The organism is Companilactobacillus zhachilii, from assembly GCF_003606365.2.
Lineage (GTDB): Bacteria > Bacillota > Bacilli > Lactobacillales > Lactobacillaceae > Companilactobacillus > Companilactobacillus zhachilii.
On record NZ_CP031933.2, the window covers coordinates 1,625,496 to 1,643,514 of the forward strand.

Below are 18,019 nucleotides of genomic sequence, written 5' to 3' on the forward strand. Positions count from 1 at the left end.
CCCCTCATTTTTTATTTTGAATAGACACATTCTCCATCAATATACGTTTGTTCGACTTGCCCATAAACATTTTGGCCGATAAAAGGACTGTTTTTCCCTTTTGATAAGAAATCAGTTGTTTTGATCTCGTATTCATCTGCCAAATTAATAATGGCAAAATCGGCAGCTTGATTCAGTTTAATAATGCCGGCATTTTTTAAATTAAAGAGCTGTGCTGGTTTTTCAGTCATTAAATTCAATAATTGCTCCAAACTGATAATTCCAGTCTTAACTAAACGACTGTACATTAATGGGAATGACGTTTCGATGCCCGTGATACCAAACGCACTCTTTTCAAAGCCTTGATTCTTTTCATTTTCAGCATGTGGTGCATGATCAGTTGCAATCATGTCAATCGTACCATCCTGCAGTCCGGAAATTAATGCTTGGCGATCTGCTTCACTACGAAGCGGTGGATTCATCTTAAAGTTAGCATCATCAGTTAAAATATCGGCATCACTTAATAACAAATGATGTGGTGACACCTCACAAGTGACATTAATACCAGCATCCTTGGCCATTCTGACTAGTTCAATACCATCTTTAGTTGAAATATGACAGACATGATAGTGTACACCAGTCTCTTTAGCTAAAACCAAATCACGAGCAAGTTGTGAAGTTTCGGCGACCTGTTTGATTCCTGGCAAGCCTAAACGTTGTGACGCTGAGCCAAAATTAATTACACCGCGATTGAAAAGATTCTTATCTTCAACATGTGCTGCTAAGTGACTATCGATAGCGGCGATTCGTTCCATGGCCTCGTACATGGATTGTGCGTTCATAATTCCATGACCATCATTTGAGAAAGCAAAAGCTCCTAACTTAGCCAGCCCTTCAATATCAACCAATTCATCACTAGTTTCGTTCACAGTAACGGGTGCATACTGCAATGTGTGAATTAGCGAATTAGCCTGATTCAAGGCTACTTGTTGTTGAAACTTTTTGGCATCATCTGGTACGGGAGTTACATTTGGCATTGCTCCAACAGTCGTAAACCCACCATGAGCTGAAGCTAAGGTGCCAGTTCTAATAGTTTCCTTATGAACTTGACCTGGTTCTCTAAAATGAACGTGGACATCAACTAATCCTGGCGTAACCAATTGAAATTTAGCATCAATTATTTTAGCATCAGTTGCCACAATATTTTCGGCAATTTGTTTGAACTTACCGTCTTCAACTAAAACGTCACAGTTAATTAATTTATTAGTGTAAAACAACTTGGCGTTTTTGATCAGCAGTTTCATTTTTCACCTTGTCCCCTTCCAAAACAGCTTCAATCATGGCCATTCTCATGAATACTCCGTTAGCCATTTGTGGGAAGATGTATGACTTTTCACATTCTACAACGTCATCAGCAATTTCAGCTCCACGATTTACTGGTGCAGGGTGCATAATCATAGCATCTGGTTTCATCATTTTGACGCGGTCACTATTCAAACCATATTTAGCAAAATAATCTGCTTTAGAGAAGTTCTTATTTTCTTCTTCAGAAAGACGTTCGTGTTGAACTCTCAACAACATAACAACGTCCATTTCTTGGCAAAGTTCATCAACGCTCATATGTTGACCAATTTCAGCAAATTCTGGAGTATACCAAGCATCTAGACCACCGAAGTTCACTTGAGCTCCTAGACGTGTCAAAATTTCGGCATTAGAATGGGCCACACGTGAATGACTTAAATCTCCGATAATACCAATCTTCAGACCTTCAAACTTACCGAAGTGTTCGTAAATTGTCATCAAATCTAATAATGATTGTGAAGGATGTTGACCAGTTCCGTCACCACCGTTAATGATATGGATATTTAAATTATGATTATTTACAAGGTCTTCATAGTATTTATCTTGGCTGTGACGAATGATTGCTACTGAAGCTCCGATACTTTCTTCAGTCTTAACAGTGTCATAAAGGCTTTCACCCTTAGTTGTTGATGAAGTTGATGCTTCAAATTCGATTTCTTTCATACCAAGCTTCATTTCAGCTACTTGGAAACTTGATTTAGTTCTCGTACTATTCTCAAAGAAAAGGTTGATAGCAAATTTATCAGCACCAATTGCTGATTTCTTGCCTTCTTTGAACTCCATAGCTGAATTTATCAAGCTATAGACCTCTTCGTTTGATAATTGTGACATAGAAAGTATATTTTTCATTGTTTTCCTCCAAATTAAAAAGGGCTAGCTTTCATCCAGCTAGTCCCTAAAAGTTTGGAATTATTCCGACCTTTTAGACCTCACTGGATCCATTTAAAAGTTCCCTGATTTTCTTTAAGTAAACAAAAAACTTCCTATCCCACAAGGAAAGGAAGTTTACACTTTTTTTCGTCATATGTGTAAGTAACCTTCCAAGCCTCACAGGACTTGATTAAAAGTTTTCGTTGGAAATAATATATACGATTTTGGGGCTAGCGTCAATAGTTTTTTCTTTTTTGGGGCGGCCGTCGGAAGAGCGGGGAAAAATTAACTGGCTATGCGGACCGAGCCGAGCCAAGGTCTCGTCTCTCGGTTTGAAGCCTTGCAAGCAAGTCTCCAAACACGCCCGGTGGGGTAAGAGCTAAAGCTCTAACGCCACTTTCACAGCCAGTTAATTTTTCCCCGCTCTTCCGACTAATTTATTTTTAAACGCTCAGATGTTTTCTCAAGTTACTTTGAATAAACTTTGGATATATACAATTTGGCAATTTTTACGAAATTATATCTTAAACTCAAAGTGCCAAACTTCAAAAAAGAAGTTTGGGAAAAACTATTATTAACTTTAAACATGCGGCATAAACGTGGAACAAAACATAGCTTTTTCCGCTTAAAACAAATAGCCCAGCAATCCAAAATCGGATTACTGGGGCTATTTGCCTTAATGCTCGAAAGCTGAACATGTTTTGTCCCACTCTCTCCCAATATTAATTACACTTATTCAAAAATAAATATTTGATTATTATTTAACTGTTGCCAAGAAATACTTCTTCTTACCACGACGGATAACAATGTACTTACCATCAAATGAATCTTTAGGATTGATTTCCATTGTTGTGTCTGTCAATCTTTCGCCGTTGATTCTGATTGCACCATTTTGAATATCTTCACGTGCTTGACGCTTTGATTTATCGACGTTTGTTGCAATTAATAGATCAACTAAGTTGATTGGATCGGCTGAGATTTCTGCACTTGGTACTCCATGGAAGGCTTCAGCTACTTCTTCTGTTGTTAACTCTTGGATTTCTCCTGAGAAGAGTACGTCTGTAATCTTTTCAGCTGTCTTCAAGGCTTCTTCACCGTGGACAAACTTAGTAACCTCTTCAGCTAAAGTCTTTTGAGCTAAACGTTTTTCAGGTGCTGTTTTAACTGATTCTGCCAAGTCTTCAATTTGTTCCTTTGTTAGGAATGTGAATTTCTTCAACAAATTGATAACGTCTTTATCATCTTGATTGAACCAGAATTGATAAAATTCGTAAGGGGATGTCTTCTTAGGATCAAGCCATACGGCACCACCAGCTGTCTTACCAAATTTAGTACCATCTGCTTTCAACAATAATGGAATTGTCAATGCATAAACTTTAGCATCTTGACCTTCGGCTTTATGGATCAAATCAAGTCCAGCGGTTAAGTTACCCCATTGGTCACCACCACCAACTTGTAATTGAACGTTATGTTTACGATATAGTGTCAAGAAATCTAGCGATTGAAGAATTTGGTATGTAAATTCAGTAAATGAAATACCTACTTCCAAACGGCTTGAAATAATTTCCTTATTAAGCATTGTATTAACGTTGAACAACTTACCATAGTCACGCAAGAAGTCCAAAATACCAATAGGTTCTGTCCAGTCATAATTATTAACCATTGTAAAGCCACTGAAAATCTTGTTAGCTTGGGCACTTAAAGCTTCAACATTATGGTTAACTTGGTCCATTGTTTGCATTGGACGTTCAGCTTTCTTACCACTTGGATCACCAATAGAACCAGTAGCACCACCAATAACGATGTATGGATGATGACCAAACTTGCCAAATCTCTCCAATGTCATAAATGGCAATAAATGTCCGATATGCATGGAATCACCTGTTGGATCCATACCACAGTATAGTGAGATATCCTTTGAATCAACTAATTCACGTAAACCTTCTTCGTCAGATTGTTGGTTGATCAGACCACGCCATGATAATTCGTCAATAATATTCATAAATCTTCCTCCTATTTTTAGCCCAGTTATAGAAATAAAAAAAACGCCCCTGCAATAATGCAGGGACGCTTTTTGCGCGGTACCACCCAAATTCAAGTTAATTAACTTGCTCTTTACTCCCATAACGTAGGACACGAATTTCAGCCTCGTATTTCACAATTTACCCTGCTTGACTTGCACCAACCGTCAATTCTCTAAACACTGAAGTAAACCACTACTTAATTAAAACTAAAATCTTACTATAAGTATGATGATACACAGCACATCAATATTTTTCAAGAGCTTTTTTGAGTTATTGTATAATTGAATTGTTTTCACTAGGGGGAAAATTATGAAAAAGACACTCTACATTATGCGTCATGGACAAACACTTTTTAATATTCAACACAAAATTCAAGGTTGGTGCGACTCTCCATTGACACAAACCGGAATTCAGCAAGCCAAAATAGCCGGTAAATACTTTAAGGACAACAATATAACCTTTGATGCCGCTTATTGTTCCACAGCTGAACGTGCTAGCGATACTTTAGAACTCGTTACCAAAATGCCCTATACTCGTTTAAAGGGTCTCAGAGAGCTTTCTTTTGGTAAATTTGAAGGTGAACCGGAATATCTCCATCCTAAAATCGACCCTAAAAAACATTTTGGAGATTACTACGTTCAATTTGGTGGTGAAGATAATCAAGTTGCCCAACAACGTGTTAAACAGACTTTAACAAAAATTATGCAACAAGATAATCAAACTGTTTTAGTTGTCAGTCATGCTGGATCCATGATGATGTTCTCCGACCTTTGGACTGACATGCAAAAATTACGTCAAAGTGGATTTACCAACTGTAGTATTTTGAAATTCACTTATGAAAACAATAAATTTAATTTTGAAAAGATTATTAATTTTTAGTTACTGAACCGTTAAAAAAGGTTCTTTCTCAATTTTGGTTATAGAATCGAATATAAAAGGGCTAGATATGTTTTTCTGGTATAAATCCAGAAAAAACATCTAGCATTTTACTTATGTTCAATTTCAAATAATATAGCACTCGTTTATCGAATTGGTTACATCGTATTAAAAATAATAAATGTATTAGTCTCTGGATGCAAGAAATGTTGGCAGCAGTGAAGGTGGCGTTGGCGCTTTAGCACCTACACCACGGGACGAGTTTTGAAATTCGCGCACTTTGCGAAGTTCAAAATCGAGATTGGAGACCGCACTCCGGCTCCAATCGGTCCCCACAGCGCCAACATTTCTTGCACCCAGAGACGGCAACTAACCAAATTTAAGAAAGAACCAAAAAAAGTAGTCATAGGAATTTCCCATGGCTACTTTTTTGGTATGTCGCTATTTCATATGATTTTCGATCCATTCCCAAATTTCATCTTTACCCTTTTTAGTTTCAGAACTAAATAGTTGTAACGAATCAGTTTGGTTGATCTCCATAGTCTTTTTAACTTGGCTAATAGTCTTATTCCATTGGTTTCCCTTTACCTTATCCATCTTAGTGGCAACAACTAAGGTTGGGATATGGTAATAGCTGACAAATTGATACATTGATATATCATCATCACTTGGCGCATGACGACCATCAACTAAAATGACAACGCCTTTTAAAAGCTTTCTAGTTGTTAAATATTCTTCAATCATGACACCAAATTCTTCACGTTGCTTTTTGGAAACTTTGGCAAAACCATAACCCGGAACATCAACTAAATACAATTGATCTTCAATATTATAGAAGTTCAATGTTTGAGTCTTACCGGGCGTACTAGACGTTCTCGCAAAGCTTTTACGATTGATTAGCGTATTTATCAATGATGACTTACCAACGTTTGAGCGTCCTAACAAAGCGATTTCCGGATAACCTTCATCTGGATATTGCTTTGAACTGACGGCACTTAAATTCATAGATACATTATTTACCTGCATAATTCACCTCAATGGAGTAATTTTACCATATAAAAAAAAAGCTGCCAATTAGGCAACTTCTCCATTTTTCAAAATCAATTCTGGTTCTTTAACTTTTCTGACAGCATCTTTAGTTACTTTGACACTTTCAACGTCATCACGTCCAGGAATATCGAACATCGTATCAAGCATTGTCTCTTCAACGATAGATCTCAAACCACGGGCACCAGTATTTCTTTCAATTGACATCTTAGCAATTTCACGCAATGCACCATCAGTAAAGATCAAGTTGACACCATCAAGTGCCATCAATTCCTTATACTGCTTGATTAATGCATTCTTGGGCTTTGTAAGGATATCAACCAAATCGTCCTCAGTTAGCTTCTCAAGAGCTGTAACAATAGGAATACGACCAATGAATTCTGGAATAATACCAAACTTCATCAAATCTTCAGGGATGATTTGTTGCATCAAACTCTTCTCTTCAGCAACGTTAGCTTTTTGTTCAGCACCAAAACCAATTGTCTTATCACCAAGACGGTTCTTAACGATTGTTTCAATACCATCAAAAGCACCACCCACGATAAAGAGGATGTTTGTCGTATCGATTTGAATCAATTCTTGTTGAGGATGTTTTCTTCCACCTTGTGGTGGCACACTAGCAATCGTGCCTTCAAGAATCTTCAAAAGTGCTTGTTGAACACCTTCTCCGGAAACATCACGCGTAATTGAAACATTTTCACTCTTCTTAGCAATCTTATCGATTTCATCAATGTAAACAATACCATGTTCAGCTTTATCCACATCAAAGTCAGCATTTTGAAGCAACTTCAAAAGAATGTTTTCAACGTCTTCACCAACATATCCAGCTTCAGTAAGTGTTGTAGCATCAGCAATGGCAAACGGTACCTTCAAGATACGAGCTAAAGTTTGAGCAAGGAAAGTCTTACCAGAACCAGTTGGTCCAATTAAGGCAATGTTACTCTTTTGGAGCTCTGTTTCACCATCTTTAAGGTGTTCCATTTTATTAATTCTCTTATAGTGATTATAAACAGCAACTGACAATGCACGCTTGGCATCAGTTTGTCCGATCACGTAATCGTCAAGGATCTTCTTGATTTCAATAGGTGTAGGAATATTGTCTAAATCTAGTGGTGTAGCTTCATTTAATTCTTCGTCTATAATTTCTTTGCATAAATCGATGCATTCATTACAAATATAGACCCCAGGTCCAGCAACAATTTTCTTAACTTGATCTTGTGTCTTACCACAAAATGAACAGCTAATTGTGCCAGTATTTTCTGTACTATCAAACATATGTAATTTCTCCTTCAATAGTTCCAATACTTTAGAAAGTCTAGCATTGTCATAATTAAGAGTAAAGTAATTAGTTTCTATTGTCCAATTATATTAATAAGAAAGAGTTTTGGACAAAGCTAATATTGTCTTTAAACATGCAGCATAAACGTGGAACAAAACATAGCTTTTTTTGCTTAAAACAAATGGTCCCAGCAATCCAAATTCGGATTACTGGGACCATTTGCCTTAACGCTCGAAAGCTGAACATGTTCTGTTCCACTCTCTCTTTAATAACAAAATAGCTTACTTTTCAACAGCTGAGTCAACAATCAATTCGATTGCTTTCTTAGCAGCGATGTCATGAGCCAACATATCGTCAGAAAGTGCATTTCTAACAGCTGATTCTTCCATCTTGTATTCGTCAGCAAGTGACTTGATTTCTGCTTTAATTTCGTCTTCTGAAGGCTTGATGTCTTCTTTAGCAACGATTGCTTCGATAACTAAGTCAGTCTTAACACGTTCTTCAGCGTCCTTAGCAAATTGCTTCTTCAAATCGTCTTCGCTTGTACCAGTCATTTGGTAGTACAACTTAGGATCGATACCTTGACGACGTAAGTTAGCTAAGTATTGGTTCAATTGGTTTTCAACTTCTGTATCAATCATAGCTTGAGGAATTGAGTCAATCTTAGCATTCTTAACGGCACCAGAAATTGCTTCTTCTTGAATATTTTCTTCAGCAGTTTCTTTCTTTTGATCCTTGATTTCATCATGAAGTTTAGTCTTTAGTTCTTCAAGTGTATCAACATCTTCATCAACGTCTTTAGCAAAGTCATCATCTAACTTAGGTAATTCCTTTGTCTTAACTTCGTGAAGTTTTGTAGCAAAGACAGCCTTCTTACCAGCTAATTCTTTAGCTTGGTAATCTTCTGGGAATGTAACGTTAACGTCAACATCTTCGCCAGCAGCATGGCCAATCAATTCGTCTTCGAATCCAGGGATGAATGTACCTGAACCAAGTTCTAGTGAGTAGTTTTGTGCGCTACCACCATCGAATTCTTTACCATCAACAGTACCAACGTAATCGATGATTACTGTATCGCCTTTTTCAGCTTTACCATCTTTAAGAACAAGTTCAGCTTGTTGTTTTTGTAATTGAGTCAAACGTTCTTCAACGTCAGCCTTCATAACATTACGTTTTTGTTTCTTAACTTCGATACCCTTGTAATCACCTAGTTCAACATCAGGCTTTACAGTAATAGTAGCTGTAATTGCCCATGGTTGATCTTTTTCCATTGATTCAACAGAAATTTGTGGTTGGTCAACAGGTTCTACTTTAGTGTCATCAACAGCTTTTTGGTATGCATTTGGTAGAACGGCGTTAAGAGCATCTTCGTACAATGCTTCTTCACCATACATACGGTTAAAGATTTGACGAGGTACGCGGCCTTTTCTGAAACCAGGTACGTTCAAACTCTTCTTAACACGGTTGAATGCAGTATCCAAACCTTGTTTGATTGTGTCTTGGTCAATTTCAAATTTCAATTCACCAGTATTGTTTTCTTTTTTTGTAAATTTAGCCTTAGCAGACATTTATATTATCCCTCCGGTATTTCAACGATCTCATACTTTGTAATATTACCTTAAATAGGCAATATTGTAAACATTTGACGTGATTTATAGGTATTTTAAGACATCATGTTTTCTATTATAAAATACTTTTCACTATTTTTGAACATTATTCCATAAAAAAAAGAGCTGGAATTTATCCAACTCTTTTTTAATTATTACTACTTAGAAATTAGTCTAAGATTTCTGTAACAACTCCGGCACCAACAGTACGGCCACCTTCACGAACAGTAAATCTTGTACCATTTTCAATAGCAACTGGAGCAATCAAGTCAACTTCGAAAGTAACTTGGTCACCAGGCATAACCATTTCTACACCTTCTGGCAATTCAATAACACCAGTAACATCAGTTGTATGGAAGTAGAATTGTGGACGGTAGTTTGAGAAGAATGGAGTATGACGTCCGCCTTCTTCTTTACTCATAACATAAACTTCACCCTTGAACTTGTTGTGAGTTTGGATTGAACCTGGCTTAGCAAGAACTTGTCCACGTTCGATTTGGTCACGGTTAATACCACGAAGAAGAACACCAACGTTATCTCCGGCTTCACCAAGATCCAATGTCTTACGGAACATTTCTAGACCAGTAACAGTTGATTTTTCAACTTCTGGCTTAAGACCAACGATTTCAACTTCGTCACCGATCTTAACTTCACCACGATCGATACGACCAGATGCAACAGTACCACGACCAGTGATAGTGAAGACATCTTCAACAGGCATCATGAATGGTTTTGTATTATCACGTTCTGGTGTTGGGATGTATTCATCAACAACATCAAGTAATTCTTCAACGTGTTTGATTTCTTCTGGGTCACCTTCAAGAGCTTTCAAAGCTGAACCACGGATAACAGGAATGTCATCCCCTGGGAAATCGTATTCTGATAGAAGTTCACGAACTTCCATCTCAACTAGGTCAACTAGTTCTGGGTCATCAACAAGGTCAGTCTTGTTCAAGAAGACAACGATGTATTCAACACCAACTTGGCGAGCAAGCAAGATGTGTTCACGAGTTTGTGGCATAGGACCATCAGTTGCAGCAACAACAAGGATGGCACCATCCATTTGTGCAGCACCAGTGATCATATTCTTAACGTAGTCAGCATGTCCTGGAGCATCAATATGTGCATAGTGACGCTTTTCAGTTTCATACTCAACGTGAGCTGTGTTGATAGTAATCCCACGTTCTTTTTCTTCTGGGGCTTTATCAATATCAGCGTAATCTTCAGCCTTAGCTAAACCTTTGTCAGCCAAAACCTTAGTGATTGCTGCTGTTAAAGTAGTCTTACCGTGGTCAACGTGACCAATTGTCCCAATATTTACATGGGGCTTTGTTCTCTCATAATGTTCTTTTTCTGCCATTACAAAGAATCCTCCTAAAATTTCATTTCATAAGATTGATCCAAAGAAAATGTTCTTTAGACGACTCTTTACTGAAAAATTATACTACTTTCAGAGGTGAAAGCAAACTAATTCATAGCAAATCACCGACTAAAAATATACTCTTTGGAGTATACAGGCCGTAAACGTAATTGTAAATACTCAAAGTGAAAAAAGTTTAAAAATTTCACTCCTGAAAGGTATTTATCAGCTCATCGAACCTCTTTAACCAAGTTTTTACATCGTCTAAACCTTGATTATCACTTACTTGTGAATCATCTACTAAACCATACCTTAAAAGCATGGCTTTTGTCCAGAGTTCCGGTGTTTTTATTATTTCATCACCAAAAGGATAGACAAATGCAGCATATAACGACAATTCACCCTTAAAGTTTTCGATTTGCGTTTCGTTTTCATCGGTCAATAATTTTTCTAATTCGTCACACATTTTCAAATAGACATCAGTTGACATAATAGGCATTAGCTTGCTTGGATTGCAAGTTTTATTTTCACCATAGAATGAAATATCGACATTTTCATCAACGCCTAACTTCAATAGGTTCTCCAAGGCTTCACTCTTCAAAAGCGGATGTAGCAAGGGATTGCCTAATAAAAGCTTAGCATTTTTGATGTAATCAACTTTGTTAAATTCTCTTAACTTTCTTAACAATTGAATTTGCTCAGCTGTTGGTTCAGTCACAATTGATAACAAACGTGCCGATATTTTTTCCTTCTCTGGTTTAAAAGAGCGTTCATGCCTATCTTCGGCAATACTGATTCTCTTAACAAATTCGTCTAAAATATCTGGTCTAATATTTGGTGACGGATTAGTTGCATAAAAATTCAACATCTGATTAGCCAACAAAAAGTCGTTATTCTCTAGAACAACATCTAAGGCTAATTCAGCTGTTTCCGGTTCACTGAGGTAATAGTTAAAATAATCTAAAATCACAGCTTCGGCATCGCCCGGTCTTTTTTGATTCAATAAAGAAGCAGCAAGCCCCCTGTTAATATCAAAGGATTGCTGCATCGAATATGCCTGTGTATATAAATCAGTTGCTTCGACCCAATTACCTTGGTCAAAGGCTTCTTCAGCCTGTTCAATGATTTTTTTTAGATTATCGTCCATACAATACCTCAACAATATTCGAAATAGATTAAACTACTCTATTTTCTTGCTTTTCTATGTCTGTTTTGATTAACTTCCATAATCACTGGCAAAATAACTGGATGTCTATTAGTTTGCTCATACAAGTAATGATTTAACTTGTCTCGAACGCCTTGTTTCAAGTCTGACCAATCGAAATCTTTACTATTTTGCATATAATCAACAATTGTATTAACGATAATATCGGAACTTTCACTTAACAAGTCACGACTAGCACGCATATAAACGAAGCCACGTGCGGTTATTTTTGGCTTAGCGACGACTTTTTTCTTCTTACGGTCAATTGTAGCGACTGCAATAAATACACCGTCTTCGGCCAATAATTCACGATCTCGAAGAACAATACTTCCAATATCACCGACACCAATACCATCGATCATAGTATCTCCAGCATCAACTGACTTGGCACGATAGAATTGGCCGTTTTCATAGTTCAAAACATCACCCTTCTTTGTAAGGAAGATATTTTGATATGGAATGCCAGTTTCATGGGCAATTCTAGCATGTGCATCTAAAAGACGATATTCACCTTGAATAGGAATAACATTCTCTGGGTTCAATAAGTTGATCATCAATTGCAAATCAGACTTGTTAGCATGGCCAGATGAGTGTTTATCATCACTAAGTGCCTTAACCTCAGCGCCAGTACGATAAATAGCATCACGAGCCTTAGCAACAGTTGTATCCATTGCATGTGAAGGTGTTGTAGCGATAAAGACTAAATCACCCTCTTCAACTTGAAACTTCGTCTTAGCGGCTGGATTGGCCATCTTTTGAAGTAACTTAACAGGTTCACCCATCTTACCAGTTTCAATGACAACTAGCTTATTTTTATCAACATTCTTTAATTCCTTAGGTTTCACTAACAATTCCTTGTTATTGATCTTCAAGTAGCCTAATCTCATTGCCGTCTTCAAAATCTTTTCTGCATCAGTACCTGATAAGAAGACCCGACGGCCAGTTTTATCGGCTGCATCAACAACTTGTTGCATTCTTTGAATGTTTGAAGCCACTTGTGCCACAATAATACGGCCATTGTGATAACTAAAGGTATCTAAGATATATTCATAAATATCTTTTTCACTAGAATTTTCGTATGGTGATTCAGCATTTGCAGAATCACTTAATAATGCTAATACTCGCTCACTACCGATTTTAGCAATTCGACCATAATCAGTCTTATATGTAGGTGCAGCGGCTTGGTCAAATTTGAAATCACCAGTATAAACAATTTGTCCCTCACTAGTCTTAATTACCGTGCCTAGTGAGCCTGGGATTGAATGTGTTGTCTTGAAGAATGACACTGAAGCTTCTTCAAAATCAATTGCTGTGTTCTCATCAATAATATGGAAATTATTAAATTTCTTACTACGACGATCATTTGAACAAACAATCTTAGCTAATTCGATGGTCATTTCTGAACCAAAGACAGGGATATCATATTCACTGATCAAATATGGCAATGCACCAATAGCATCAGCATGTCCGTGTGATAAGAAAATCCCAACAACTTTATCAATGTTTTGCTTGATATAAGTCATATCTGGCACAACAACATCGATTCCGTAAAGATCATTATCAGGGTATTGTAAACCAATATCCAAAATATAGATCTCATCATTTACTTCAACTGCGTACATATTTTTTCCATTTTCACGTACGCCACTTAACAAAATTATTTTAATTTTTTTGCTCATTTTCATCTCTCATTTCATTAAAATAGCATAGATCATAATATTCTATTGTGATTTTTAAGTCCTTTTAAGACTATTTAAGCTATACCTGTTTTTTATTCTACCATATCAAGCGAGGTTTAGAAAAAATATGCGCAAAAAATGAACTTGAGACAAAACTACTATCGTCTTTAAATATGCTTTTTGTACAAAATAAATAGCGCCAGCAATCCAAAACCGGATTACTGGCGCTATATTCGAAAGCTGAACATTCTCTGTCCCGCTCTCAAAAATTATTATTAACGACGTAGACCTAATGACTTGATTAGTTCACGGTAACGTTGAACATCTTTGTTACGTAGGTAACCTAATAAGTTACGACGGTGACCAATCTTCTTAAGTAGACCAACATATGAATGGTGGTCTTTCTTGTTAACCTTCAAGTGATCGTTAAGTGCATTAATATCATAAGTTAATACAGCAATTTGTACTTCTGGAGAACCAGTGTCTCCATCTTTACGTGCATATTGTTTAATAATTTCGTTTTTCTTTGCTTTTGAAATAGCCATTTCAATTCACCTTTTCCTTATATATTTAGCCAAACTATGTCTGCGTTGGTGATTCGACAAACAGAGCATGGTTAACACAATTAATAAATTTACTACAAATTGTTGCAATTTGCAATACTTCTGCTGTAATACATTTCACATAGAGCTTACTTATCCTTTAATGTAAATTTTTCATCAGCAAGATCAAAGTAGTAAATCGTGCACAAGAGTATCATATTCAATCAACCAATTGGGAGGTTTAAGAGAATAGGTTCCTATGACGACTTAATTTCTTAATCTTAGAAGACCCTTAAACAAAAATAATTTACATTAAAATAAATTGAATAATATCATCTTTGCCTTTAATGCAGTATAATATATTTTCGGAAAGCTTTAATACTGAAAAAAAAGCAGACATTTCATTGCATTGTGAAAATGAATTATGTATAATTCTATGTATTGAGTTTTTAGCTTACTATGTAATCGGAGGTGAAATTAATGCCACAAATTAAATCAGCTATGAAACGTGTAAAGACTGCAGAAAGCGCAAACCTTCGCAATACTGCACAAAAGAGTTCAATGCGTTCAGCAATTAAGAACTTTGAAGCATCAGCTGCTAACAACGCTGACAACAAAGAAGATTTGTTCAGAACAGCTGTTCGTGCAATTGATATGGCTAAGTCAAAAGGCCTAATCAAGGCTAACAAGGCTGCTCGTGATAAGTCAAGACTTGCTAAGTTGAATTAATGAGATAAGCAGCCAGAAGGTTGCTTTTTTATTTTGTCTAATAATCAAAGAGTGGAACAAAGCATGTTCAGCTTTCGAGCGTTAAGGCAATGGCGCCAGTAATCCGATTTCGGATTGCTGGCGCCATTTGTTTTAAGCGAAAAAAGCTATGCTTTGTTGCACGTTTATACTGCATGTTTAAGACAAAAACAGTTATGTAACAGCCCCTATCTTTTTTTAAGCATATTTAGCAATAAATAAATCAAATAATAGTTCTTTATCCCCTTGCCCTGACTTAATTTGATAATCCAAATTAACAATATCGTCATACATTACTTGTAATCTCTTTCGATTCAAAGTGCGTGCTTGGCGATAAGCATATTTCACTCGGTAGGGATTAAGTTTTAAATTCTTAGCAATTGAAGCTTCGGATAACCCTTTTTCTGACAGGATCTTCACCTGAATCAATAAGCGTAATTGAGAAATAATGATTGCTACTAACAAAATTGGATCAATTTTCTGCAAAAGAAACTGATTATATAGTTCCTCAGCCTTATAAACATTTTTATTAAGAATCTCAGTCATTAAATCAAACACATTATCTTCAAGTGATTGTGGAACTAATTCTGACACAGCAGCCTGATCAATTTGCTTTGATTTCATTGCATAAAGCTTTAATTTATCTAATTGATTCGTGATCAACGAGTAATTACCTTTTGTTTTATTGATTAATAAATCTAAAGCTGCGGGTTCAATTTGATAACCAGCATTTTTTAAATCATTCTTAATCGTCCGACTCAAAACTGGACCTTCCATTTGTCCAGCATCAACCATGGCTGCTGACTTTTTCAACTGTTTAACAATTTTCTTTCGTGAATCTAACTTATCATACGATGCAAAAATCACTAAAATTGTTGACGGCGTTGGATTTTGAATATATTTCAGCAATAAATCAGGGTTTTGCTCAACTGCATTTTTTGTTCTCTCACCTGTCAAGAAGAAAGGATGCTCAGCAAACACAAGCCTTCTTTCTCCAAAAAAGGGAGCTGAAATAGCTTCATTAATCAAATCGGCTAAAGAAACTTCCTCCAAATCAAAATTAGAAAAATTCATTTCACGTTCTTCTGGTGACATAATATCTTTAAATGATTTTTGAATATCCTTAATGAAGACACGTTCTTTACCAGTAATCAAATAAACATTGCTCAAATTACCTTGTTTTAAATTCTTTTTTAGTTCTGCTATTTTCAATCAAGTCACCCTTTAAAAAAGTTGTTAGTCTTTCCTCATTACTATAGGAAAAATAATACCAAGTAATCATACCATATTCAGCCGTATTAAAATATTGGACCTGATTCTTTCCCAGACGTTTCAACGTTTCTTGATTAGGATGACCATAACGATTGTTAATCCCTACTGAAATAAAGCCTATTTTAGGTTGCGCTATTTTTAATAGTTCTTCACTGGTGGCTGTCTTTGAACCATGGTGGCCCACCTTCAAGTAGTCAATTTTAAACTTATATTTTTGTAAAATCTCCTTTTCACCATTACTATCCAAATCTCCTGGAAACAGCCAGCGTTTATTTTTGATTTTGGCCAATAACGTCAAAGAGTCACCATTCTCACCTACACTACTGTGATTTGGCCAAAGGACTCGCCAATTAATAGCCCCTGTTTTGACAACATCCCCTTGCCGTAAATTTTTGAACTTCACTGCGGGATGTTGCTTGATAGCCGACTTAATGCGGGGATTATTTTCCAAACCTAAACCGAAACAAACTTCTTTTACCGGAAACTTGGCCAAAATCGTCTCTAAATTGCCAATGTGATCGACATCCTTATGTGATAAAAAGATTTTATCAATTTGACTGATCCCTTGCGATTTCAAAAAAGGAATCGTGCTGTTATCCACTTGATTAGAACTAAGCGTCTTTGCCCAGGATGGTTTGGGTAACTTTAATTTTCCGGCGACATCAATCAAAAAAGTTTGTCGCAAAAGAGGTGTAGTCACTAGAATACTATCCCCTTGCCCAACATCAATGATATGAACCGCTCCGAAAAACGGAAATTTATTCATAACGATGCAGACAATAAAAATTGCACCATATTGCCACAAAAACTTATTCCAAACCGTCTTACTTTCGACATAAAATAGCACAATCACAATCAATAACAAGACAACCCAGCTAGGAAGTGAACCTGTCACAAATGTAAATCTAGCATCAGCCGCTACGATATCTAAAAAGTTATATAATCTATCAAATAAATAATTCGGTATCTTCCAACCTGACCAGTTAACCGTTAACGCCGAAACTAAAGCTATCGGTAGAATCACATAAGTAAATAAGGGTACGAATAAAACATTAGTTAACAACTTTAACCAATTTAGCTGATAAGTATAAAAACATATCACCGGTAAACTTACCAAATTCATCTTCAAGGCCGCTGTTAGTAACCGACTCTCTTTATACAAATAAAGAATCGCAAATGACAAGAGGAAACTTAATTGACCTCCCATTTCAGTGACTGCAAACGGATAAATAACTACACAAATCATTATTGTTAGACTAAAAACATCTAATTGGCTCCAAGATATTCTCAATTTATTTAAAATTATGCTGACCATGGCCAAAACGATTGCTCGCCAAATCCCACTTTTTGATCCTACCAAAATTCCATAACACGGTAATAATATCAGCATAAAATCGTCGACCCACTCCAGAGGAATCTTCAACAATGACGTCAATTTTCGCATAATAGTTAACAAAATCAAGACATGTAAGCCTGACAGACTGAATAAATGGATTACCCCTAGGACACTCAAAATTTTGAGAAAGTCCCGTTCGGAGTTCTCTGTATAACCAACAATCAAACTTTGTGCATGAATTTTCAGCCATTTTGGTAGTCTCGCTAAGTGATTGATTATATGTATTCGTAAAACATTTATTTTCTCGAATATAGTCTTAGGTTGGTACCTTCTCACCGACCCTATTTGCTGTAAGGTGGCTATATAATGAATATTTTTATGAATTGAATACTTTTGAAAATTAAATTCCCCAGGATTACGCGGACCACTTAATTTCTGAATATCTTTAATTTTTACAGGAGCTTGGACCATTTGCTTTTGATTCTGCCAAACTGTCTGCTCAGATTTGGTTTTGAAACGATAAATAAATCTCACTGTTTGTTGTTTAATATGCAGTTCTCCACTAAGGATATCGCCATTAACCGATATTTTATCTGGCGCAAATACAGCTTCTGAAAAATGTGGCACTTTTGCTTGTAAATTATTAGAAACAAATTGGCACCAAATCCAAAAACCACCGGCAATTGTTATTACCAACAATATTAAACGAATATTTCTCAAGTAAATGATTCGAAGCAATAATAAAATTAATGGTACAACAAAAAATAAAGATTCAAAATAAATAGCTACAATCAATATCGCTGCTACGGCTGGGAAAATCAACAATCCCTTCATA

At 36.2% G+C, this 18,019-nt stretch carries 14 protein-coding genes; 2 read left to right on the forward strand and 12 right to left on the reverse strand.

The genetic code is table 11. The annotated features are described in order from the left end of the window. Nucleotides 1–11: 11 nt before the first annotated feature. From D1B17_RS07345 to tyrS, 3 genes are all read right to left on the reverse strand, one after another. Complete coding sequence (locus D1B17_RS07345; protein ID WP_120142309.1) at nt 12–1,283, reverse strand: dihydroorotase; 1,272 nt, start codon at nt 1,281–1,283, stop codon at nt 12–14. After that, nucleotides 1,243–2,190, reverse strand: a complete 948-nt coding sequence (locus tag D1B17_RS07350; RefSeq protein WP_120142308.1) for an aspartate carbamoyltransferase catalytic subunit — start codon at nt 2,188–2,190, stop codon at nt 1,243–1,245. The genes D1B17_RS07345 and D1B17_RS07350 overlap by 41 nt, the downstream gene beginning before the upstream one ends. A gap of 778 nt (nt 2,191–2,968) precedes the next feature. Further along, nucleotides 2,969–4,213 carry a tyrosine--tRNA ligase gene (gene tyrS / locus D1B17_RS07355; protein ID WP_120142307.1) on the reverse strand — a complete coding sequence of 415 codons (1,245 nt, stop codon included), beginning with the start codon at nt 4,211–4,213 and terminating at the stop codon, nt 2,969–2,971. 331 nt (nt 4,214–4,544) lie between these two features. Between tyrS and D1B17_RS07360 the strand changes: the two genes are divergently transcribed. Then, complete coding sequence (locus tag D1B17_RS07360) at nt 4,545–5,114, forward strand: histidine phosphatase family protein (RefSeq protein WP_120142306.1); 570 nt, start codon at nt 4,545–4,547, stop codon at nt 5,112–5,114. A 438-nt stretch (nt 5,115–5,552) separates the two neighbouring features. On the opposite strand, the gene yihA is transcribed toward D1B17_RS07360, so the two are convergent. The 7 genes from yihA to rpsO form a co-directional block, all read right to left on the reverse strand. After that, entirely contained in the window at nt 5,553–6,137 is a 585-nt protein-coding gene (gene yihA, locus D1B17_RS07365; RefSeq protein ID WP_120142305.1) for a ribosome biogenesis GTP-binding protein YihA/YsxC, read from the reverse strand. A gap of 48 nt (nt 6,138–6,185) precedes the next feature. Then, a complete protein-coding gene (gene clpX / locus D1B17_RS07370) occupies nt 6,186–7,433 on the reverse strand; it encodes an ATP-dependent Clp protease ATP-binding subunit ClpX (RefSeq protein WP_120142304.1) in 1,248 nt (415 codons plus the stop codon). 285 nt (nt 7,434–7,718) lie between these two features. Next, nucleotides 7,719–9,005, reverse strand: a complete 1,287-nt coding sequence (gene tig / locus D1B17_RS07375; protein ID WP_120142303.1) for a trigger factor — start codon at nt 9,003–9,005, stop codon at nt 7,719–7,721. A 208-nt stretch (nt 9,006–9,213) separates the two neighbouring features. Further along, a complete protein-coding gene (gene tuf, locus D1B17_RS07380) occupies nt 9,214–10,404 on the reverse strand; it encodes an elongation factor Tu (RefSeq protein ID WP_120142302.1) in 1,191 nt (396 codons plus the stop codon). 205 nt (nt 10,405–10,609) lie between these two features. Then, nucleotides 10,610–11,551, reverse strand: coding sequence for a tetratricopeptide repeat protein (locus tag D1B17_RS07385; RefSeq protein ID WP_120142301.1), 942 nt, complete (start codon nt 11,549–11,551; stop codon nt 10,610–10,612). 38 nt (nt 11,552–11,589) lie between these two features. Next, complete coding sequence (locus D1B17_RS07390; protein ID WP_120142300.1) at nt 11,590–13,287, reverse strand: ribonuclease J; 1,698 nt, start codon at nt 13,285–13,287, stop codon at nt 11,590–11,592. A gap of 275 nt (nt 13,288–13,562) precedes the next feature. After that, the gene (rpsO, locus tag D1B17_RS07395) at nt 13,563–13,832 is read right to left on the reverse strand and encodes a 30S ribosomal protein S15 (RefSeq protein WP_120142299.1); all 270 of its coding nucleotides are present in this window, start codon (nt 13,830–13,832) and stop codon (nt 13,563–13,565) included. 477 nt (nt 13,833–14,309) lie between these two features. Between rpsO and rpsT the strand changes: the two genes are divergently transcribed. Then, nucleotides 14,310–14,558, forward strand: coding sequence for a 30S ribosomal protein S20 (gene rpsT, locus D1B17_RS07400; RefSeq protein WP_120142298.1), 249 nt, complete (start codon nt 14,310–14,312; stop codon nt 14,556–14,558). A 216-nt stretch (nt 14,559–14,774) separates the two neighbouring features. On the opposite strand, the gene holA is transcribed toward rpsT, so the two are convergent. Both holA and D1B17_RS07410 read right to left on the reverse strand, forming a co-directional pair. Then, nucleotides 14,775–15,788 (reverse strand): DNA polymerase III subunit delta, encoded by a 1,014-nt coding sequence (gene holA, locus D1B17_RS07405; protein ID WP_120142297.1) that lies wholly within the window; start codon nt 15,786–15,788, stop codon nt 14,775–14,777. Next, complete coding sequence (locus D1B17_RS07410; protein WP_120142296.1) at nt 15,748–18,018, reverse strand: DNA internalization-related competence protein ComEC/Rec2; 2,271 nt, start codon at nt 18,016–18,018, stop codon at nt 15,748–15,750. Before D1B17_RS07410 ends, holA begins: the two co-directional genes overlap by 41 nt. Between the last annotated feature and the right edge of the window lies 1 nt (nt 18,019).